General features: G+C 54.1%; 13 protein-coding genes and 1 tRNA gene. 8 read left to right on the top strand and 6 right to left on the bottom strand.

Features of this window, described 5'->3' with window-relative positions:
- The first annotated feature begins 359 nt into the window (after positions 1 to 359).
- The gene (locus HMPREF2796_RS04555) at positions 360 to 4,448 is read left to right on the top strand and encodes a pilus assembly protein (protein ID WP_070631324.1); all 4,089 of its coding nucleotides are present in this window, start codon (positions 360 to 362) and stop codon (positions 4,446 to 4,448) included.
- 300 nt (positions 4,449 to 4,748) lie between these two features.
- On the opposite strand, the gene HMPREF2796_RS04550 is transcribed toward HMPREF2796_RS04555, so the two are convergent.
- Positions 4,749 to 4,824, bottom strand: a tRNA-Glu gene (locus tag HMPREF2796_RS04550).
- 278 nt (positions 4,825 to 5,102) lie between these two features.
- Here HMPREF2796_RS04550 and HMPREF2796_RS04545 point away from each other — a divergent pair.
- From HMPREF2796_RS04545 to HMPREF2796_RS04535, 3 genes are all read left to right on the top strand, one after another.
- On the top strand, positions 5,103 to 6,002 hold the full coding sequence (locus HMPREF2796_RS04545) for a recombination-associated protein RdgC (protein WP_070631323.1): 900 nt from the start codon (positions 5,103 to 5,105) through the stop codon (positions 6,000 to 6,002).
- A gap of 131 nt (positions 6,003 to 6,133) precedes the next feature.
- On the top strand, positions 6,134 to 6,700 hold the full coding sequence (gene dcd / locus HMPREF2796_RS04540) for a dCTP deaminase (protein ID WP_070631321.1): 567 nt from the start codon (positions 6,134 to 6,136) through the stop codon (positions 6,698 to 6,700).
- Between the two features lie 63 nt (positions 6,701 to 6,763).
- Positions 6,764 to 7,180 carry a hypothetical protein gene (locus HMPREF2796_RS04535; protein WP_141757563.1) on the top strand — a complete coding sequence of 139 codons (417 nt, stop codon included), beginning with the start codon at positions 6,764 to 6,766 and terminating at the stop codon, positions 7,178 to 7,180.
- A gap of 289 nt (positions 7,181 to 7,469) precedes the next feature.
- Here HMPREF2796_RS04535 and pncC read toward each other — a convergent pair whose 3' ends face one another.
- From pncC to HMPREF2796_RS04510, 5 genes are all read right to left on the bottom strand, one after another.
- The gene (gene pncC / locus HMPREF2796_RS04530) at positions 7,470 to 7,943 is read right to left on the bottom strand and encodes a nicotinamide-nucleotide amidase (RefSeq protein ID WP_070631317.1); all 474 of its coding nucleotides are present in this window, start codon (positions 7,941 to 7,943) and stop codon (positions 7,470 to 7,472) included.
- Positions 7,944 to 7,980: 37 nt separating this feature from the next.
- Positions 7,981 to 8,466: a dihydroneopterin triphosphate diphosphatase gene (gene nudB, locus HMPREF2796_RS04525; RefSeq protein WP_070631315.1), complete on the bottom strand. Its 486-nt coding sequence runs from the start codon at positions 8,464 to 8,466 to the stop codon at positions 7,981 to 7,983.
- Positions 8,463 to 9,941 (bottom strand): mechanosensitive ion channel family protein, encoded by a 1,479-nt coding sequence (locus HMPREF2796_RS04520; RefSeq protein WP_070631412.1) that lies wholly within the window; start codon positions 9,939 to 9,941, stop codon positions 8,463 to 8,465. Before HMPREF2796_RS04520 ends, nudB begins: the two co-directional genes overlap by 4 nt.
- A gap of 204 nt (positions 9,942 to 10,145) precedes the next feature.
- Complete coding sequence (locus HMPREF2796_RS04515) at positions 10,146 to 10,835, bottom strand: pseudouridine synthase (protein ID WP_070631314.1); 690 nt, start codon at positions 10,833 to 10,835, stop codon at positions 10,146 to 10,148.
- 211 nt (positions 10,836 to 11,046) lie between these two features.
- Positions 11,047 to 11,871 carry a posphoenolpyruvate synthetase regulatory kinase/phosphorylase PpsR gene (locus tag HMPREF2796_RS04510; RefSeq protein WP_070631311.1) on the bottom strand — a complete coding sequence of 275 codons (825 nt, stop codon included), beginning with the start codon at positions 11,869 to 11,871 and terminating at the stop codon, positions 11,047 to 11,049.
- A 167-nt stretch (positions 11,872 to 12,038) separates the two neighbouring features.
- Here HMPREF2796_RS04510 and ppsA point away from each other — a divergent pair, with 167 nt between their 5' ends.
- The 4 genes from ppsA to metG all read left to right on the top strand — a co-directional run bounded on the left by ppsA (position 12,039) and on the right by metG (position 18,470).
- Entirely contained in the window at positions 12,039 to 14,432 is a 2,394-nt protein-coding gene (gene ppsA, locus HMPREF2796_RS04505; RefSeq protein WP_070631309.1) for a phosphoenolpyruvate synthase, read from the top strand.
- Positions 14,433 to 14,648: 216 nt separating this feature from the next.
- Positions 14,649 to 15,092, top strand: coding sequence for a hypothetical protein (locus HMPREF2796_RS04500; protein ID WP_070631307.1), 444 nt, complete (start codon positions 14,649 to 14,651; stop codon positions 15,090 to 15,092).
- A 47-nt stretch (positions 15,093 to 15,139) separates the two neighbouring features.
- Complete coding sequence (locus tag HMPREF2796_RS04495) at positions 15,140 to 16,222, top strand: TerC/Alx family metal homeostasis membrane protein (protein ID WP_070631305.1); 1,083 nt, start codon at positions 15,140 to 15,142, stop codon at positions 16,220 to 16,222.
- A gap of 178 nt (positions 16,223 to 16,400) precedes the next feature.
- On the top strand, positions 16,401 to 18,470 hold the full coding sequence (gene metG / locus HMPREF2796_RS04490; protein WP_070631303.1) for a methionine--tRNA ligase: 2,070 nt from the start codon (positions 16,401 to 16,403) through the stop codon (positions 18,468 to 18,470).
- Positions 18,471 to 18,507 lie beyond the last annotated feature (37 nt).

Genomic DNA, 18,507 nt, shown 5'->3' with positions numbered 1-18,507 from the left:
CCGTAAATTGTCAATATAATCTGCGGCAAACAACCATCCAAGAGCAATAATATATTGATAAACATCAATGAAATTAAGCAACCTGAGCGAGATACTAACAAACTTAGCAGAGAACCCCAATCAAACAATAGCAACCGAGCACAAAGAGGAAGAAATTGCCTAATTTTACGCACCCTCATCTAGTAGATGGCAGTAAAATTGCTTGCTATTAAAGGATATACCCTTATTTTTCTTTATATGGAAACGGGTTATAATAGAAACTGCCGAGTAAAGTAAACCTTGTCTATTGCAATGTTTTGATAGGGTTTGTTGATTCAGGGAAGGCGCTACTCAGTCTACTTAAACATGGAATGACGAAAATGAAAACCTCTAATATACAAAAACATTTTAGGCCGACGATGCTGGCGGCTGCCATTTTTGGCATCAGCTGTGCCGCGCAAGCGGCAACGGTGAGCATCAGCAACAAACCGCTTACCGGCGTTACCATTGCCCACGGCCCAAACATCACCCTGACGCCATCCGTAGAGCACCCGACAGCCGGTGCCGCTTACTCTAATAACGACTTTATATATGATGGGTATCCAACATTAAGGATTGGTACCAATCAGGCTCAATGGCAAAATCATTGGAAACGATATTATTTGGGATATTTTGATAATACCAAGTGTTATATATTCAAGAACTATGGCAGCAATGATGGATATTTCGAGGTTTCTTCGAAAGCCACCACCGATGCTGACGGCAATGTGGGCCTGTGTAGTGGCACTACCGATGAGTATAGCGGCAACTTCCTAAACTGGGCCACGATGTCCGCCATTGATATTTTCCGCTACTCCTTAACCGGTGGTAACAGGGCGCGTGGTGTAGGTAACGCTGCGGCTAACTATACTGCCGGCGATACAACCGACGCCGCGCCGATTGCGGACAGAGGTACATTCTTGCGCCGCGCCTATGTTAACCCGCGCAGCCAACAAAACGGTAGCCAAACTTTCCGTTTGCGCTTAAGGGCAATCGATATTGGTACTGCACCGACAGTTCGTGACTTCATGTTCCTGAAGAGGATTATCCCTTCTAGCATGGTAGATTCTTTTGCAACCACCTCAGATGTGCCCGGTTTGCCCAGGGCGTTGGGTTTCCGCTACTACGCCTCCCCTATTCCTGGCAAAGCTTCTTTGAATGAAGGGCTAGTGGCTGCCAGCGAGAAAATCGGTCGACCCAGCAAGATTTTCTTTGTGAATGAGAGCTTCTATGTTACGCCGGTGCGCATGAATCGCGATGGCGCCCTGATGTATCAAGACCGCAGCCAAATTAATCCCCGTATTGCACCAGGAGCTACCCAACCAATTGTACAAACAGCATACAATGCCTCTCAAGGTAAAGCAAACTTAACGAATGCTTGGTTACCGGTGGTAGTAAAGGCCTGTGACCCCGGCACATTGGGCACGTCTAGCTTGGCATCAAACTGTCGGCAATACGGCAGTCTGTACAAGCCAGAAGGCCTGATGCAGAAATATGGTCGTGGTGAGGGGCCGGATAGCCGCCCTGCTCGTTTTGCTGTATTCAGCTATCAGTTGAACTATACGAACGATGTGAGTGGTGGTGTTTTGCGTACCCGTATGAAATATTTGGATCGTACACAACGCGAAAACGGCATCACTTACGGTCAAGAGTGGGATGAAAGAACAGGTGTACTGGCTGTAAACCCAGACGACGACGATGCCCGCAAAACCAATGTATCAAATAGCGGCGCCATCAACTATATCAATAAATTTGGTGATGCCGGCAACTATAAAGGCCTTGATACCTCAGCCGAGCTGTTCTATACCGCTCAGCGTTATTTGCGCAATAAAGGAATGCCCGTATATTATGAGCAGACTCAGCGCAAATATGGTATCAACCCGACTACAGCCGATGGTTTCCCAATGATTTACGATTGGGATGACCCGCTCACACGCGGCTTGGCTTCTCGGGATGAAGCACAGTGCCGCTCTAACACCATGATTCTGATTGGTGATACCTTTACCCATGATGAGAAAGACTTGCCCAACTTCAGCCCGAATAGCGGGGTAAAAGATGACCCTGAGATCCAGACTGAAAAGCTTCTAAGAGACATCTTAGATCAGGAAAAATTTAAAGGCCTTGATGGTGACTCATGGGATAAATCTCGCGGTTCATATGCAGGCCGACCTGTTAAGGAAGGAACGGATTATTCTCCTGCCGGCTTAGTTGCATTGGCTTATTGGGGCAGAACGCATGACATCCGTCAAGATATTCCAGGTGACCAATACATTAATACCTTCACCATCGACGTATTGGAAACAGGTTTTGGTCGTTTTGAGAAAGATAACCCGGCCTCGCTCGGTAATACATATTACTGGGCAGCCAAATACGGTGGTTTCGATTATAAACCCGGTATTACTATGCCAAATCAATCCCGTGAAAGCTGGACTGCTGATACTCTAGGAGTCAGCAGCTCGCCGGTATTGTTCCCTGATGGTATGCCGAAAAACTTCGCCTTGGGTAATAGCCCAGAAAATATGACTAAGGCTTTGGAGGATGCATTCCAAAAAGCGAATGAATACAATGATCCGTCTCAAGCATTTGTGGGCGTAACCGAACACCAAAACTCTGTCGTAGATGTCGGTGCCAATAAAACTTTGGGTTTGCAGTCTTCTTATAACGTAGACAAGCTCTCCGGTGATGTTATCGCCCAACGCATTGGTGCTCAAGGCAACGGTTTAACCTTTACTCCGGCATGGCGTGCTTCAACCAAAATGGAAGCTTTCCATACCGCGTCGGGCTGGTCTGCTCGTAAGCTATTTACCGAGGCCTCCAATGGCACTACTACCGCCTTTACCCCAGGCAACGTAGCACAATTCAGCACTGCACTGAATGCCGGTGCTTCTGCTGCTAGCTTGGTGCAATATACTCTGGGCGACCCAAGCTTAGAAGGTACTGCTTGGCGTAAACGCGAAAATGGCCTGCTAGGCACCATTATTAACTCTGGTGTACAGCCTATTTTGCCTCCGCACAATAAACCTGCAGGCTGTAATTATGCCGACAGCAACATCATGGTTCGTAAAAACTTCTATGTAACTGCATCTAATGCCGGCGTACTGCATGTTCTGAACCAAGACGGTCAGGAAGTGATGGGCTATATCCCCTCCACAGCGCTACCGAAACTGTATAACTTATCTTTGCCTGTACCATCGCATTCCCAGCCGGTTCATCAATATCTGAACGACGGTACCCCGGTTACAGATGAAGTTTGCTTCGGTACTACTGCAAAATCTATTGTGGTGGGTACTGCCGGTCGTGGTGGTGCTTCGGTGTATGCTCTAGATGTAACTGATTTGAGCAACCCCGGTGCCCATAACGTAATGTGGGAATTCTCCAATGCTGATGATTCCGACCTTGGCCTCACTGTTGGCAAACCCTCCATTGCCAAAGATAAAGACGGCAATCCGATCGTGATCTTCAGCAGTGGCGTAAATAGCGGCTCCAGCAATGGCTACCTGTATATTCTGCGCGCAGACAATACTGGCAACTGGCAGCTGAATACCAACTACTGGAAAGTGCCTTTGGGCCAAGATGGCGTGGGCGAACCGGCTATATACGACCGTGATGGAGACAAGATGCCCGAAGCCGTATTTGTTGGTGATCTGAGCGGCAAAATGTGGCGCGTAGATTACAACAAAACCAACGGATTATGGGAAAAAGCTTATGGCAATCAGCCCTTGTACACCCCTAGTGGCACAGGTGCACCAATTACCGCAGCTCCTGTCATCACTCAAACTGGTGGTCATCTGTATGTAGTCGCTGGTACCGGCCAATACTTCTCACTAGCAGATATTTCACCAGGTGTGCAGAACTATGCTCTAGGCCTCTTTGCTGAACAGGGTCCGATCACCGATGCAGATTTGCTAGGACAGAGCTTTACTGATAATGGCAAAGAAGTGGATGCCATCTACTCCAGCAATAAAACCCTGACACAGAAGATTTATCAAGTGTCCCAGAACGCTATCCAAAGCCATCATAAAGGCTGGCGTCTGAGTCTACTCAAAGGTCAGGCTATTGTGGCTCAACCGGCAATCCGTCGTAATAAAGTGGCTACCTTTACGGCTGTCCGCACTACTCCGACCGGCAACGTATGCTCGGTAAACGGTGCGACTGCGCTGATTGCCGTAAGCTTGCAAAATGGCGGTCAATACAATTTACCAGCTTTTGATACCAACAAAGATGGTCGTTTTGATGGCAACGACGAGTTAGGTGGTATGCTGGAAGTAGGCGGGATCATTGCTCCGGTAGGTACTTCTAGGGAAGCCAACGTTGGTGGCAATAATAGTATCCGTAACATCTTGGCTGGTGATACCGGAACTATTGACGTACCGATCAACAACTTTGACGAATCCCTCATCCGCCGTATCTCTTGGCGTGAGATTTTCTAAAGCTCTAAAGCTATCGTGGTCACAAAGCCGCCTGGATTATTCAGGCGGCTTTTTTTAGCCAAATACCTAAACTACCTACTCCTACATCTCCCACTTATCTCTCCCTTCATATAGTTGCAGCAATCATTTACTCATGTGCAAGCCTGTGAGATACAGACAGCACGACCAGTGTGGCAATAAGAGACAATACATTGAAGAAACAAGTACTTTATCCATAAAAATGTGCATTCATGCCATACTATCCGAATACCCATTCAGCCAAACAAAAAAGCCCTGCATTAAGCAGAGCTTTTGAAATAGTGGCACGCCCACGGGGATTCGAACCCCGGTTGCCGCCGTGAAAGGGCAGTGTCCTAGGCCTCTAGACGATGGGCGCATGCGGGAAAGAGCGCGCATTATACCGATGCAAAAAGCACTGTCAAGTGGCAGCAGGGTACGGGCTATTTTGAATTTGGATGGAAGCGGGCACTTGGGCTTCGCAGACACCATACCTTCACTTTGTATAGCCTTGGTTTTCACTTTGATTTGAAGCTCATGCTTTCAGGTAGCCTTTGGCAAAAGCAAGCCTGCGCAGTAAGTTTTGGGGGAAACGGCAAACTGGCCGGATTGGCGGTATAATGCCGCGCTTTGAAACAGATAGAAACAACAAGCAAAATGTGGTTTAAACAAGTCAGCTTTTACCCCCTCAACAAAGACAAACTGCCAGATTTGGAAACCCTGTCCGCCAAGCTGCAAGAGGCCGAATTTGCCCCGCCTCAGGGTTTGGACTGGTTTGGCGAAGGCTTTGCACCGCCGGAAGGGTTTTCACCGGAATTGGTGTTTCCCGCTGATTTCACTTGGAGCGTGGCGCTGAAGAAATCCGAAAAAGTGCTGCCTGCCGGCGTGATCCGCGAGATTTTGGACGACAAAATCGCCGAAATCCAAGAAGCCGAAGCGCGCACCGTGGGTCGCAAAGAAAAGCAGGAGCTCAAAGAACAAATCACCGACGACCTGCTGCCCCGCGCCTTCACCCGCAGCAGCAGAACGCAGGCCGTGTGCGACACGCGCAGCGGCTTCCTGCTGGTAAACCAAGCCTCGGCCACCCGTGCGGAAAACCTGCTGGCCAAGCTACGCGAAGCCTTGGGCGGGCTCGAAGCCAAACTGCCGAACACCAAACAATCGCCTTCCTCCCTGATGACCGAATGGCTGCTCGCCGGCGCGTGTGGTGGCGGCTTCGAGCTGGATGATATGTGCGAACTCAAAGGCACGGGCGATGCCGCGCCCACCGTGCGCGTGTCGAAACAGGATTTGACCGCCGACGAAGTGGTGCAGCACGTGAAAACCGGCAAAACCGTTACCCAGCTAGGCCTCGTGTGGCGCGAGCAGATTGCCTTCGTGCTCACCCAGGATTTCACGCTCAAACGCATCCAGTATTTAGACGTTTTGCAGGAAGAGGCCGAAAGCCACGGCGACGATGCCGCCAGCCTGGCCTTTGCCTCGCAAATCCTGATGGCCGAAGCGCTCTCTACCCTGCTGCAGGAATTGGTATCGCTTCTAGGCGGCTGGCAGGAGTAAACATCAATTTTTCAGGTAGCCTATCCAGCCGGCAGGCTACCTGAAAATAAAGATAGAATAAGGCTGCCTGAAAACTTCAGCTGTGCTTTCAGGTAGCCTCCCCCAAACCAACTTACCCCAGGACAAACACCATGAGCATCAAATCCGACAAGTGGATACGCCGCATGGCCGAAGAGCACGGCATGATCGAGCCGTTCGAGCCGAACCAAATCAAAGAGCAAGGCGGCCGCCGCATTATTTCCTACGGCACCTCCAGCTACGGCTACGACATCCGCTGCGCCAACGAATTCAAAATCTTCACCAACATCAACAGCACCATCGTCGATCCGAAAAACTTCGACCCGAAAAACTTCGTTACCGTGGAAGACGACTGCTGCATCATCCCGCCCAACTCTTTCGCGCTGGCGCGCACGGTGGAATATTTCCGCATCCCACGCAACGTGCTCACCGTGTGCCTGGGCAAATCCACTTATGCCCGCTGCGGCATCATCGTGAACGTGACCCCGTTCGAGCCGGAATGGGAAGGCTATGTAACGCTCGAATTCTCCAACACCACGCCGCTGCCTGCCAAAATCTACGCTGGAGAAGGCGTAGCGCAAGTGCTCTTCTTCGAGAGCGACGAAGTGTGCGAAACTTCCTATAAAGACCGAAAAGGCAAATACATGGGGCAAACCGGCGTTACCCTGCCCAAGGCGTAAGAATGGCGGCATGAATAAAGGCTACCTGAAATTTTCAGGTAGCCCATTTCGCACTAGGCATCAATGATGAAACATTTTGAGATTTTAACTGACGCACCTTCTATCGAAGCATTACGCCATCTGCTTGGGCAGTCTGTGGTTGAGATTTATACACATCGAATCATTGAGCACCATACTCCTTTGCTCTACCCTTTCGATGAAACCGAACCTCAAGATGATTTCTACATGTCGGATCAACTGTCTGGCAATTGCTGGCTGTTCCCATGCCAAAATCAATATGTGCTCATTGCAACGGATTGGGGTGATTTGCAAGAATTATATTGGCGCGATTTTTATACACGCGATTGCAAAATATTAGCAGCAGAGAATATAAAAGGCTCTACTTTGTTTATTAAAGTAGAACCGCCATTTACTTTGGATAGCATGAAGCAAATTGAGCTTATGCACGGCAGGCTTCGGAAGATATTGGCTATTTATTAAGCGATTGTGCGATTAGACTGATCGCAGAAAATGGGCAATCTATCATGATTGCAAATGACAGCAACATACTGGGCTCCAGCCGAATTATTCTGCGCCCAGAATTCCAAAAGCGGTTTATAGATAAATTCTGCGCATTTCCAAGAATGCTCATCACACAAAGCGGTGTTCAGTTGTGCGAAATTCCTCCTGTAGAACATTGCAATTGGGATGGTCGTCGTTAAAACACGCCACCAAAAAGGCTACCTGAAATTTTCAGGTAGCCTTTTCCATTCCAATCAACCCTGCCGGCCTATCGCTCCAAATACTTTTTCATCAGCATCAGGGCAAAGCGCACGGCTTGAGCTCGGATGGCTTCGCGGTCGCCTTGAAAGTGCTGCTCTTTGGCCCAGATGCGCTGTTTGGTGGCAAGGCTGAACCAAACCGTGCCCACGGGTTTGTCTTCGCTGCCGCCGTCGGGGCCGGCGATGCCGGAGATGCTGATTGCGTAATCGGCCTTGGTGGCGATGAGTGCACCCAGTGCCATTTCGCGCACGGTTTCCTCGCTTACCGCGCCGTAGTGGTTGAGGGTGGCGGCGTTCACATTGAGGAGCTGCTGTTTGGCGTGGTTGCTGTAGGTAACGAAGCCGGTTTCAAACCAGGCGGAGCTGCCGGGCAGGCGGGTGAGTGCAGCGGCGAGCAGGCCGCCGGTGCAGGATTCGGCGCAGGTGATGGTTTCGCCGCGTTGGGCGAGTTGTTGGGTAACTTCTTGCAGCAGGGTATCCATAACAGGGCTCGTTTGGGGTGATGACTGCCATCATCTATCAAAGCGGTGGGTCAGTCAATTTTTCAGGTAGCCTGCCTTCGGTTTCGGCGGCCAGACGCAACAATGCTTCGCGGTTGGAAGGGGAAAAGGCAAGACTGGCCGCCTCGGCCAGCGGCAGCCAGCGGTGGGCGCGGTGTTCGCGCACGGAAAGGCGCACGGGGCCGGCGGCGGGAATGCGGGCGGAGAAGACGTGTTCGGTGTTGCGGGTAACGCCGGGGGCGTAGCGGTGGCGCCAGTGTTCGTAGATTTCGTATTCGTTTTGCGTGTGCCAGTCTGTGAGCTCTTCTGGCGCGAGCAGGATGCCGGTTTCTTCGGCCACTTCGCGCAGGGCGGTGGCAAACGGGGTTTCGCCTTCTTCCAGGCTGCCGGTTACGGATTGCCAAAAGCCGGGGGGAGACACGCGCTCAAGCATCAGAGCACGGCCTTGCCCGTCGTGCAGCACCACCAGCACGGATTCCGGGCGTTTGTAGGCTGGGCTGCTCATGACTGAGCGTCCTCTTGGCTTTCCGATGGCTCGGCAGGATCAGGGTTGGCGTTGGCGAATTCGTCGGAGGCGGTATCGCCCTGCGCCTGATAGCCGGCTTTGAGCAGGGCGGCGGCATCGGGCGAGAGGTCTTGGTTCAAAATGCGCACTTCACGCTGCGGGAAGGGGAATTCGATGCCTTCCTCGTTAAACCGCCGCCACACGGTGAGCAAAATAGCCGAGCTGAGACCGAGGAAGCCGTTTTCAGGATCGCGTACCCAAAAGCCGAGCCGCAGATTGATGCCGTTATCCGCAAAATCAATCAAATATGCCTTAGGCGGCGGGTCGGTTTTCACACGCTCCTGCTCGGCGGCGGCTTCTTGCAGAATCTCAATCGCTTGGGTTAAATCGGTATGGTAGGCTACCTGAACGTCTAAACTCTGCCACAGGGATTTGCCGGTGTAGGATTCGTTGATTACGGTGGAAGTGATGAAGGTTTCGTTCGGAATCAGCGCCTCCTGCCCGTTGCCGCTGCGCAGCACCACGAAGCGGGAAGTGAGTTGCGTCACGTAGCCGGTGAAGCCGTTTACCGTGAGCCGGTCGCCCGGGCGCACCGAGCGGTCGCCCAAAATAATGAAGCCCGACACATAATTGCTGGCAATCTTCTGCAAGCCGAAGCCCAAGCCCACGCCCAATGCGCCGCCGAACACGGAAAGCACGGTTAAATCAATGCCCACCAGCGGCAGCGCAATCAACACCGACAACACCAAAAGCAGCGAGCGCGCCAGTTTGGAAAGCACGATTTGCAGGTTCGGATCCAGCCGCGTGCTGCCTTTGAGCCGCGCATCGATATAGCGCGACAGCCACATCGCGCCCACCAGCATCACGCCTACCCACAACAATCCGGTGAGCACGGTATACAGCGAAAGCCGCGCCGAACCCACGGAAAACTGCAAACCGCGCAGCCAGGCCAAAATCAAATCGTCAATACCCGAAGCCCACAGCAGAAACGCGACCCACAGCGCGGCAGCCAGCGAAGATTCCATCCGTTCGGAAAACCGGTTGGCCGGAATCGCCGAATGAAACACCGCCAACACCACCCGAATCAAAATCATCCACCGCGCCGCCATCACCAACAGTCGCAGCCACACCGCCGTTGCCCCGAAAAAGGCAAACCAGCCGCCCAAAGCCAAGGCTCCGCCCAGCAGCATCAATAGCGGCCAAGCAATGCGGCGCCCGATATGGCGCAAAAAATGCGGCTTGCCGTCTTCCGCCGGCATCTTGCCCAGCAGCCGGTTGGAGAGAAAATACGCCCCCACCAGCAAAGCCAACGCCAACACCAAATCCACCCAGCCGAGCGTTTTGGATAAGCTGCCGAGCAGCTGGTTCAGCCCGAATTCCTCGCGCGAAAACAGGCTGAGCAGAAAGGCGTGCAGATTGGTGCCGAGTTGGTCGAGCCAATCGGCATTGGCAGCGGCAGTGAGCAAGGGAAGCATCATAATTTTTCCGTATAGTGTGTGATGGCGGCGATTATATAGGCAAACGGCAGGGCTTCATATGGCGGCTGGGGAAGGCTACCTGAAAAGCAGCTCATCAAATATCGACATAGCCACACCGACCTACCCAGCCATCCGGCCAGCAAACGGGCGGGTATTTAACCCGCCCACCGTGTTTCAGGTAGCCCCAAATGTGCAAGCCACTTAACCCTCAGGCTGGATAAAGCACCATTGCCCCGGCAGCAAATCCTCACACTCCCAATCGCCGAAGCGCAGGCGGTGTAGGGCTTCCACGCGGTTTCCTGCAGCGGCCACCATGCGTTTTACCTGGTGGTATTTGCCCTGGGTGATGGTGAGCAGCAGGCTGTGCGGGTTTTCCAATTCGGCCGCGGCAGCGGATACGGTTTCATTATCATCGTGCAGCAGTACGCCTTGGCGTAGGGTGGCGCACAGCTCTTCGCCGGCGGGATGCTTGAGCGTGGCGCGGTAGAGTTTGGCCACATGGTGTTTGGGCGAGGTTTGGCGGTGGTTGAATGCGCCGTCGTTGGTGATGAGCAGCACACCGGTGGTGTCGGCATCGAGCCGCCCGATGGCTTGCGGCTCGGTGGCGCGGATGTGGTCGGGCAGCAGGGAAAACACGCTGGGGTAGTCGCGCGGTTTGTGCGAAGTTTCATAACCGGCGGGCTTGTGCAGCAGGATGTAGTAGTGCGGCAGGGGAATGACGGCAATCTCTTCGCCGTCGATGGCGAGGTGCTGCACTTGGGCGGGCTCGATTTCGGCAGCTGGTTGTTCGGCGGTTTCACCGTTAATCTCAATGCGGCCTTGTTCGACCAGCTGACGGCATTGCTTGCGGCTGCCTATGCCTTGGGCTTGCAGGTATTTGGTGAGTTGCATGATGGACGGATCGTGGATTGGATGCGGGGATTATAGCAAAGCAGTTTGGCAGCCCGGCTGCCCGCCGTTTGGAGGCTACCTGAAAAACAATAAAGGCAAGGCCTGATCGGCGTGATAACACCAGCCAGTAAGCAAGCTGCCATATAAAAGGCTACCTGAAAACGGTAAGCCATGTTTTCAGGTAGCCTCTTAAATATTGCCGTAGTGCAGCTTATGTGCGCCGTTGCAGTTTGCAGGCGAGCATGATGCCGGCGGCCAGCTCTTCCACCGATTTATGGGTGGTGCTGGTGTAGGGGATGCCGTGCTGGCGGAACATGGATTCGGCCTCGTTCACTTCGCGCCGGCAGTTTTCCGGGCTGGCGTATTGGGAGTTGGGGCGGCGCTCGGTGCGGATGTGGTGCAACCGGGCGGGGTCGATGGTGAGGCCGAAGATTTTGGATTTGAAGGGCTTCACCATGCGCGGCAGGTCTGTGCTGTCCAAATCGTCGGGGGTGAGCGGGTAGTTGGCGGCGCGGATGCCGTATTGCAGGGCGAGATAGAGGCAGGTGGGGGTTTTGCCGCTGCGGGATACGCCCATGAGGATCACGTCGGCATCGGCGAGGTCTTTGGCGGACACTCCGTCGTCGTGGTTGAGCGAGAAGTTTACGGCTTCCATGCGGGCGTCGTAGCGCTCGGTGTTTTGGATGCCGTGGGTGCGCCCCACTTGCAACACGGCCTGGGTGCCGAGCTCTTCTTCCAGTTTGTTGATGAAGGCGTCGAAAAAGCTCAGGTGCAGGCCGTTGCAGTTGCGGATGATGTGGCGGATGTCTTCGCTCACGATACTGGTGAAGATGATGGGGCGCAGGTTGCAGCCGTCGGCAATTTTATTCACTTCGGCCACCACGCGTTCGGCTTTTTCGGCGGTGTCGATAAAGGGATAGGTGAGGCGTTTGAATTCGATGTTGTCGAACTGGTTGAGCAGGGCGTCGCCCATGCCCTCGGCGGTGAGGCCGGTGCGGTCGGAAATAAAGATGGCGTGTCGTGTGCAGGGAGGCATGGTCGATTCCTTTCAGGTAGCCTTAATGTGGGTGAGCAAATAGGTTTGAAAACGGTTTATTTTAGCAGCTTTTGCGCTTCAAGTTTCAGGTAGCCCATGACAGAAATACAGCCAGCGGCTACAATACCGCCGTTTTCCCTTAACTACCCACAGGACGGAATAGAATCATGTCTGGCAAGAATGTAATCTGGTTTGAAAATCTGCGTATGACCGACGTGGAACAGGTGGGCGGCAAAAACGCCTCCTTGGGCGAAATGATCAGCCAGTTGGCTGAAAAAGGCGTGCGCGTGCCCGGCGGCTTTGCCACTACGGCCGAAGCCTACCGCGCATTTTTGTCGCACAACGGCCTGAATGAGCGCATTTCCGCCGCGCTGGCCGAGCTGGATGTAGACGACGTGGTCGAGCTGGCACGCGTGGGCGCGCAAATCCGCCAATGGATTTTGGACACCCCCTTCCCCGCCGAGCTGGAAGCCGACATCAAAGCCGCATGGGACAAACTGGTGGCCGATGCGGGCACCGACCAAATTTCCGTGGCCGTACGCTCTTCCGCCACTGCCGAAGACTTGCCCGATGCCTCCTTTGCCGGACAACAGGAAACCTTCCTGAATATCCAAGGCCTGGAAAACGTAAAAGAAGCGATGCACCACGTGTTTGCCTCGCTCTATAACGACCGCGCCATCTCCTACCGCGTACACAAAGGCTTCGAGCACGACGTGGTGGCCCTCTCCGCCGGCGTGCAGCGCATGGTGCGCTCCGACAGCGGCGCTTCCGGCGTGATGTTCACCATCGACACCGAATCCGGCTTCGACCAAGTGGTGTTCGTAACCGCCTCCTACGGCTTGGGCGAAACCGTGGTGCAAGGCGCGGTAAACCCCGACGAATTCTACGTGCACAAGCCCACCCTGCGCGCCGGCCGCCCCGCCATCCTGCGCAAAACCATGGGTTCCAAACTGATTAAAATGGTGTTCACCGATACCGCCGAAACCGGCAAATCTGTGCAGGTGGTAGATGTGGACGAAGCCGAACGCAAACGCTTCTCCATCAGCAACGAAGAAATCACCGAATTGGCCAAATACGCGCTGATTATCGAAGAACACTACGGCCGCCCGATGGACATCGAATGGGGCCGCGACGGCTTGGACGGCAAGCTCTACATCCTGCAGGCCCGCCCCGAAACCGTGAAATCGCAGGAAGAACGCAACAGCACCCTGCGCCGCTACCGTATCGAAAACAAATCTACCGTATTGTGCGAAGGCCGCGCCATCGGCCAGAAAGTTGGCCAAGGCACCGTACGCCTGATTAAAAGCGCTGCCGAAATGGACCAAGTGCAGCCCGGCGACGTATTGGTAACCGACATGACCGACCCGGATTGGGAGCCGGTGATGAAACGCGCCTCCGCCATCGTAACCAACCGCGGCGGCCGCACTTGCCACGCTGCTATTATCGCCCGCGAATTGGGCATTCCGGCAGTAGTGGGCTGCGGTGATGCTACCGATGTGCTCTCCCACGGCCAAAGCGTAACCGTATCCTGCGCCGAGGGCGACACCGGCCTGATTTACGACGGCCTGCTGAAAGTGGAAGTGATTGATTTGGCACTGGACAACATGCCTGCTTCGCCGGTGAAAATCATGATGAACGTGGGCAACCCCGAGCTTTCCTTCGGCTTTGCCAGCCTGCCCAGCGAGGGCATCGGCTTGGCACGTATGGAGTTCATCATCAACCGCCAAATCGGCATCCACCCGCGCGCCCTGCTCGAATTCGACCGCCAAGATGCCGAACTGCAGGCGCAGATTAACGAGCGCATCGCCGGCTACGCCTCACCGGTGGATTTCTACGTGGACAAACTGGCCGAAGGCATCGCCACCATCGCCGCCTCCGCCTATCCGAAAAAGGTGATTGTGCGGATGTCCGACTTCAAATCCAACGAATACGCCAACCTGCTCGGCGGCAATATCTACGAGCCGCACGAAGAAAACCCCATGCTCGGCTACCGCGGCGCCGCCCGCTACATTTCGCCCGATTTCAAAGAGTGCTTCGCGCTCGAATGCCGCGCTCTGAAATACGTGCGCGACGAAATGGGGCTCACCAACGTGGAAATCATGATTCCCTTCGTGCGCACCCTGCATGAAGCCGAAGCCGTGGTGAAAGCACTGAAAGAAAACGGTCTGGAACGCGGCAAAAACGGCCTGCGCCTGATTATGATGTGCGAACTGCCCACCAACGCCATCCTGGCCGAACAGTATCTGAAATACTTCGACGGCTTCTCCATCGGCTCCAACGACATGACTCAGCTGACCATCGGCGTAGACCGCGACAGCGGCGGCCCGATTGCCGGCACCTTCGACGAGCGCGATCCGGCAGTGAAAGTGATGCTGCACCTGGCCATCAAAGCCTGCCGCAAGCTGAACAAATACATCGGCATCTGCGGCCAAGGCCCGTCCGACCACCCCGACTTCGCCAAATGGCTGGTTGAACAAGGCATCGAAACCATTTCGCTGAACCCGGATACCGTGATTGAAACCTGGCTCTATCTGGCCAAAGAACTGGCACCCAAGCAGTAAGCCCGGCTAGACAGCCATAGCAAAGGCTACCTGAAAACGCCACGCAGCTATTTTTGCATAGCAGAGTTTTCAGGTAGCCTCAATTACGCTTTGCCCACCCGTATAGAAGGCAAGCCGTGCTGCATTTTGCAGCAATATGCAAATTTTGCTGCCGCCACAGGCAGCATGAATTACAATGCCGCACCGCAATAGCCTAATCAGAAGAACTTGCCCTATATGAACAATTTCATTATCACCCCCTTCGAATCGGTACGCACCAACTCGGAGATGTTTCGTTTGGATGCTACGTTCGACAGCATCAACCAAGAATGGGGTGAGGCCTCAAAAATCCTAATCGACAACATCCTGCGCCAAACCACCGAATACCGCTCCGCCTGCGAGCTGATATATGAAAATCAGGGCAAAAAGCTGAAAGCCATTATCTGCAACAAGCACACCAATCCCACGCTAAACGGCCTGCCCGTATTCTCCGCCGAAAGCATTGCCGCTTGGAAAGAGCAATACGATTATATAGAAGATAAATACTATCTCACCATTCCCGACTTGGGCGTGTGCATCGGCGGTATGGGCGGCAAGAAAATCCCCAAAGGCGAAGACCGGCTAGTCATTGTGTTTGCCCGCAGCGAGATTGAGTATTACAAAATGTTTGTTCAGGTATAGCCGGTTTTTCAGGTAGCCCGTACACACCACCATAAGGATTCCCTCCCATGACCACCCATTTAGGTTTTCCGCTGGAAACCGTTGCCGTTTTCGTTGTCCTCTCCGTAGGCGCGATTGCCATCGATCTGTTTGCCCACCGCAGCGACCAGCCCATGTCGCTCAAAAGCGCCGCGCTGTGGTCGGTGTTTTGGATTGCGGTGTCGTTGGCGTTCGGCGGCTATTTGTGGTTCCACCACGGCAGCGAAACGGCCAGCCTGTTTTTCACCGGTTATGCGCTGGAGAAAGTGCTGTCGGTGGACAACCTATTCGTGATTATGGCCGTGTTTTCCTGGTTTAAAATCCCGGAGGCCTACCGCCACCGCGTGCTGTATTGGGGCATCATCGGTGCGATTGTGTTCCGCATGGTGTTCGTGGCTATCGGCACCGGCCTGATGGCGCTGGGGTCTTATGTGGAGCTCGTGTTTGCCGCGGTGGTGGGCTGGACGGGCATCATAATGCTGCGCCGCGATGAAGAGGAAGAAGCCAATGAAGACTACTCCGAACACCTGGCCTACCGCTGGGTACACCGTTTCTTCCCGGTATGGCCGCGCCTCCACGGACACAATTTCTTCCTGCGCGGCCACGAGCTCACCGAAGCCTGCCGCCAAAACCCCGACGTGCGCCTCGAACCGGCCGGCGAAGACCTGAAACATCCGGAACAACACCACCCGCAGCCGGTAAAAAAAGGTGCGCTGGTGGCCACGCCGCTGTTTTTGTGTTTGGCCATTATCGAGATTTCCGATGTGATGTTTGCCTTCGACAGCGTACCGGCGGTGATTGCCGTATCCAAAGAGCCGCTGATTGTGTACAGCGCCATGATGTTCGCCATCCTCGGCCTGCGTACCATGTATTTCGTGCTCGAAGCCCTGCGCGGCTATTTGGTGCACCTGGAAAAAGCCGTGGTGGCGCTGCTGTTTTTTATCGCGGTGAAACTGGCGCTTTCCGCCTCCGAGCACCTGTTCCAACACGGCTACGAAATTTCGCCCAACGCCTCACTGGCAGTGGTGCTCGCGGTGCTGGCCTTGGGCGTGGCCGCTTCTTTCGTGTTCCCGGAAAAAAGCAAAGCAGAAGAGCAAAACAAACAGCCCTAAGCATACAGGCTACCTGAAAGCGCTGCTGTAATTCAGCACGGCAAAGCTTAATTTCAGGTAGCCCCTCCGCCATCCAAAGGCTACCTGAAACCCTTTCAGGTAGCCTTTTCGTCTGCTAAGGACAGGCCCTTTGTGGCATAATACCGCCCATTCCCATCTTTCCAACAAACCGCGAATCATGACCAAATCACCGCAACGCAAAATCCTCGTTACCTCCGCCCTGCCCTATGCCAACGGCAGCATTCACCTCGGCCACATGGTCGAACACATCCAAACCGACGTTTGGGTGCGCTTTCAAAAACTGCGCGGCCACGAGTGCTACTACTGCTGCGCCGACGACACCCACGGCACGCCCGTGATGCTGGCCGCGCAAAAACAAGGCATCGCGCCCGAAGACATGATTGCCAAAGTGCGCGAAGAGCACATCGCCGACTTCACCGGCTTCCACATCGACTACAGCAATTATTACAGCACCCACTCCCCTGAAAACAAACAGTTTTCCGAACAGATTTACCGTGCGCTGAAAGCCAACGGCAAGATTGAGAGCCGCGTCATCGAGCAGCTTTTCGACCCTGAAAAACAAATGTTCCTGCCCGACCGCTTCGTCAAAGGCGAATGCCCCAAATGCCACGCCCAAGACCAATACGGCGACAACTGCGAAGTCTGCGGCACGACCTATTCCCCGACCGAACTGATTAACCCGTATTCCGCCGTTTCCGGTGCCAAACCCGAATTGCGCGAATCCGAACACTTCTTCTTCAAACTGGGCGAATGCGCGGGCTACCTGAAAGAATGGACTTCCGGCAACAACCCGCACGACGGCAAGCCCCATCTTCAGCCTGAAGCCCTCAACAAAATGAAAGAATGGCTGGGCGAAGGCGAAGAAACCACGCTGTCCGACTGGGACATCTCCCGCGACGCGCCGTATTTCGGTTTCGAAATCCCAGACGCGCCGGGCAAATACTTCTACGTCTGGCTGGACGCGCCCGTCGGCTACATGGCGTCGTTTAAAAACCTGTGCGACCGCATCGGCGTCGATTTCGACGAACACTTCAAAGCCGACAGCCAAACCGAGATGTACCACTTCATCGGCAAAGACATCCTCTACTTCCACGCCCTGTTCTGGCCCGCCATGCTGCACTTCTCCGGCCACCGCGCCCCGACCGGCGTGTACGCACACGGCTTTTTGACCGTGGACGGACAAAAAATGTCCAAATCGCGCGGCACCTTCATCACCGCCAAATCCTATCTGGAACAAGGCCTGAACCCCGAGTGGATGCGCTACTACATCGCCGCCAAACTCAACAGCAAAATCGAAGACATCGATTTGAACCTGCAAGACTTTATCAGCCGCGTCAACAGCGACCTCGTTGGCAAATACGTCAACATCGCCGCCCGCGCGTCAGGTTTCATCGCCAAACGTTTTGAAGGTCATCTGAAAGACGTTTCAGGCAGCGCATTGCTGGCAAAACTCGCTGCCGAAAGCGACAACATAGCCGAGCAATACGAAAACCGCGAATACGCCCGCGCCCTGCGCGACATCATGGCATTGGCAGATGCCGTGAACGAATACGTCGATGCCAACAAACCGTGGGAACTCGCCAAACAAGAAGGTCAAGACGAACGCCTGCACGAAGTATGCAGCGAACTCATCAACGCCTTCACCATGCTGACCGCCTACCTCGCCCCCGTGTTGCCGCAAACCGCCGCCAACGCCGCGCGTTTCCTCAATCTGGACACGATTACCTGGGCGAACACGCGCGAAACCTTGGGCGAACACGCCATCAACAAATACGAACATTTAATGCAACGAGTGGAGCAAAAACAAGTGGACGATTTAATCGAAGCCAACAAACAAAGCATTCAGACGACCCCCGCGCCTGCCGCCGAAGAGGGCAAATACGAAAAAGTCGCCGAACAGGCGAGCTTCGACGACTTCATGAAAATTGACATGCGCGTCGCCAAAGTATTGAACTGCGAAGCCGTCGAAGGCAGCACCAAACTCCTGAAATTCGACCTCGATTTCGGTTTTGAAAAACGCATCATCTTCTCCGGCATCGCCGCGTCTTATCCCAACCCCGCCGAGCTGAACGGCCGCATGGTCATTGCCGTCGCCAACTTCGCCCCGCGCAAAATGGCAAAATTCGGCGTATCCGAAGGCATGATTTTGAGTGCCGCCACGGCGGATGGGAAACTGAAGCTCCTCGATGTGGATGCAGGCGCACAGCCGGGCGACAAAGTGGGCTAAATGCTAAAAAGGCTACCTGAAATTTCAGGTAGCCTTT

The sequence above is a fragment of the Eikenella sp. HMSC071B05 genome, assembly GCF_001811325.1.
Classification (GTDB): domain Bacteria; phylum Pseudomonadota; class Gammaproteobacteria; order Burkholderiales; family Neisseriaceae; genus Eikenella; species Eikenella corrodens.
This window is presented reverse-complemented; position numbering and strand designations above follow the sequence as displayed.

Excerpts from the sequence above, each read along its gene's own strand:
- dcd (WP_070631321.1), top strand. The coding sequence starts at position 6,134 with ATGAGCATCAAATCCGACAAGTGGATACGCCGCATGGCCGAAGAGCAC.
- HMPREF2796_RS04520 (WP_070631412.1), bottom strand. The coding sequence starts at position 9,941 with ATGCTTCCCTTGCTCACTGCCGCTGCCAATGCCGATTGGCTCGACCAA.
- pncC (WP_070631317.1), bottom strand. The coding sequence starts at position 7,943 with ATGGATACCCTGCTGCAAGAAGTTACCCAACAACTCGCCCAACGCGGC.
- HMPREF2796_RS04495 (WP_070631305.1), top strand. The coding sequence starts at position 15,140 with ATGACCACCCATTTAGGTTTTCCGCTGGAAACCGTTGCCGTTTTCGTT.
- HMPREF2796_RS04510 (WP_070631311.1), bottom strand. The coding sequence starts at position 11,871 with ATGCCTCCCTGCACACGACACGCCATCTTTATTTCCGACCGCACCGGC.
- ppsA (WP_070631309.1), top strand. The coding sequence starts at position 12,039 with ATGTCTGGCAAGAATGTAATCTGGTTTGAAAATCTGCGTATGACCGAC.
- metG (WP_070631303.1), top strand. The coding sequence starts at position 16,401 with ATGACCAAATCACCGCAACGCAAAATCCTCGTTACCTCCGCCCTGCCC.
- nudB (WP_070631315.1), bottom strand. The coding sequence starts at position 8,466 with ATGAGCAGCCCAGCCTACAAACGCCCGGAATCCGTGCTGGTGGTGCTG.
- HMPREF2796_RS04555 (WP_070631324.1), top strand. The coding sequence starts at position 360 with ATGAAAACCTCTAATATACAAAAACATTTTAGGCCGACGATGCTGGCG.
- HMPREF2796_RS04545 (WP_070631323.1), top strand. The coding sequence starts at position 5,103 with ATGTGGTTTAAACAAGTCAGCTTTTACCCCCTCAACAAAGACAAACTG.
- HMPREF2796_RS04500 (WP_070631307.1), top strand. The coding sequence starts at position 14,649 with ATGAACAATTTCATTATCACCCCCTTCGAATCGGTACGCACCAACTCG.
- HMPREF2796_RS04535 (WP_141757563.1), top strand. The coding sequence starts at position 6,764 with ATGATGAAACATTTTGAGATTTTAACTGACGCACCTTCTATCGAAGCA.
- HMPREF2796_RS04515 (WP_070631314.1), bottom strand. The coding sequence starts at position 10,835 with ATGCAACTCACCAAATACCTGCAAGCCCAAGGCATAGGCAGCCGCAAG.